The 1,515-nt window shown below is 37.4% G+C and carries 1 protein-coding gene and 2 pseudogenes; all 3 read right to left on the bottom strand.

The window, feature by feature from the left end; translation table 11 throughout:
- Nucleotides 1–126: pseudogene (locus FTT63_RS15395) on the bottom strand (DDE-type integrase/transposase/recombinase); the annotation flags it as partial.
- Between the two features lie 37 nt (nucleotides 127–163).
- The gene (locus FTT63_RS15390) at nucleotides 164–1,150 is read right to left on the bottom strand and encodes an IS110 family transposase (RefSeq protein WP_004278529.1); all 987 of its coding nucleotides are present in this window, start codon (nucleotides 1,148–1,150) and stop codon (nucleotides 164–166) included.
- Nucleotides 1,151–1,389: 239 nt separating this feature from the next.
- Nucleotides 1,390–1,515: pseudogene (locus FTT63_RS15385) on the bottom strand (IS3 family transposase); the annotation flags it as partial.

The following is a 1,515-nucleotide window of genomic DNA, read 5'->3' as shown; positions in this document are numbered from 1 at the left end:
GAGCACCATATCTGTATTCATACGTGTTGATACTTTCCATCCAACAATTGCTCGCGAGAACACATCAATAATAAAGGCGGTATAGACCCAGCCTGAATGAGTTTGAATATACGTGAAGTCAGCGACCTGAGATACCGTCTTGGTAGTCAATCAGGTTTTGAGATTATTCGACCAATAAATAATCTCTTTGATAGGCAGTCTGATGTTTTAAAACGCCATAACACAGATGTATAAGCTTGCGCATTGCAGCACCTAAAGCACACATTTTATTTTTACCCTGGCTTAATAATCGTTGATATAAAGCTTCAATGTGTGGATTATATTTAATCGCTGTTAATGCTGACATATACAATACTGAGCGTATTTTACTGTCACCTGCTTTTGATAAGTGACTTTGCTTGTTGACTGAACTGCCAGACAACTGATGTACTGGAACCAAACCTACATATGCAGCAGCTTGACTTGCTTTTTCAAACTTGTGCGAATGAAATAACCCCAACAGTAATAAGCCTGATCGTTCACCGATTGAAGGAATAGTTTGCAGTAATTTCAAATCCTGTTTCAATGTTGGATCTTGATCTATGTGATTATTTATTAACTTATCAATATGTTCAAGTTGCTGATTTAAATACTCAATATTCTCTTCAAGTAATTTAATCACAACAACGGAGGTATGAGTGGACTGCGCCTTTTCAAGTCGATTCTTTTCCTGCAATAGACTACCTAGATAGACATCTCGTCTGCCTAGTAAAGCTTTTAATAATCTGACATTTTCAGGTTCAGGCTGCCATATGATTAACTTTGCGGTGTAACCATAACGTGAAAGAGCTTCACTATCAGCTTTATCCGTTTTATTTAGCATGGACATGCCTTTGGCAAAGGCTCTTACTCGTGAAGGATTAGCCACACAAACCTTTACACCTGCATCATATAGATAATATCCCAAATTCTCATGATAAACCGAAGTCGCTTCCATGATTGCTGTCACTTGATCAGGTTCAATTTTAAGAGTGATGAGCCATTTGAGCAGACTGCCAAAGCCACTTTCTGTATTAGTAAATATTTTATTTTTTCTTTTTCCAGTCAAACCTTGAGGGAAAATGCAACAATCTATTTTGGTTTTACTGACATCAATACCTAGCATAATCATGGTGATATTCCTTGAGTTTAAGCTATGATTTTTATCCCATTAACCATCATCTTACCTTGTGAATACAGCATCAAAGTGCTTAGTTACCGTTCAGAGTTGTATGAGGGATAAGGGCAAATTGTAGGTTTTATCTCAGGTTCAAATTTAAGATTTTAGCAGCACTCCAAACTCTACAATTTGCGTATAGTGGTAGCTAATCACTATATCAATCAAGATACAAGAAGCATTGCTTCGCAAGGGTCAGGATGATCTGCATTAAAATTGCGTTTTACTAAGTCATCTGCTCGTTTTTGATCATCTCGGCTACGGGTGGTTTGTTTATTCTTACCACGCCAAACACCTTGTATACCTAGCTTCTGCATCAA

This window comes from Acinetobacter sp. C15, from assembly GCF_013420645.1.
In the GTDB taxonomy this organism is placed as follows: Bacteria; Pseudomonadota; Gammaproteobacteria; order Pseudomonadales; family Moraxellaceae; genus Acinetobacter; species Acinetobacter indicus.
Note: the sequence above shows the minus strand (reverse complement) of the source record. Positions and strands in the feature narration are given on the sequence as shown.